General features: G+C 69.8%; 1 protein-coding gene and 1 pseudogene. Both read right to left on the bottom strand.

What is annotated here, in order from left to right; all coding sequences use genetic code 11:
* A pseudogene (locus B2J89_RS22960) lies at positions 1 to 113 on the bottom strand (quinolinate synthase NadA); the annotation flags it as partial.
* A partial coding sequence (gene nadC / locus B2J89_RS21460) for a carboxylating nicotinate-nucleotide diphosphorylase (RefSeq protein ID WP_169170839.1) occupies positions 110 to 629 on the bottom strand: 520 nt, incomplete at its 5' end. The pseudogene B2J89_RS22960 and the gene nadC, both read right to left, overlap by 4 nt.

Genomic DNA, 629 nt, shown 5'->3' with positions numbered 1-629 from the left:
CGCTCGGTGGGCGTGGGCTCGGCGGGCACGCGCGCCCAGGCGTGCTTGGTGCTGCAGACCGTGCCGTCCGCGGGCTGCTCGTATTCGACTTCCTTGATGGCGATGGTGGTCATGCGAATTCCTCCAGGCGCATCGAGAAGTCGGTCGCCTTGATGTCCTTGGTGAGGGTGCCAATGGAGATGCGGTCCACGCCGGTTTCTGCAAGGGCGCGCAGGCCGTCGAGCGTGACGCCGCCCGAAATTTCGAGGATCGCGCGGCCCGCGTTCAGGCGCACGGCCTCGTGCAGCAGGGCCAGCGGCATGTTGTCGAGCAGCACCATCTTGGCACCGGCGCCCAGGGCCTCGTCGAGCTGGGCCAGGGTTTCGACCTCGATCTCGATGAACTGCGCGCGCGCGGCCACCTGCTGGGCCGCACGCAGCACGGCGGTGACGCCGCCGGCGGCGGCAATGTGGTTTTCCTTGATCAGCACGGCGTCGTGCAGGCCGATGCGGTGGTTGGTGCCGCCGCCCTGGCGCACGGCATACTTCTGCGCCAGGCGCAGGCCGGGAAGGGTCTTGCGCGTGTCCACGATCTGCGCGCGCGTGCCGCGCACGGCCTCGACGTAGGTGGCGGTCTTGGTGGCGACGGCG

Source organism: Acidovorax sp. SRB_24, from assembly GCF_012931925.1.
The sequence above is the reverse complement of the archived record's forward strand: the minus strand, read 5'-3'. Positions and strand labels throughout refer to the sequence as shown.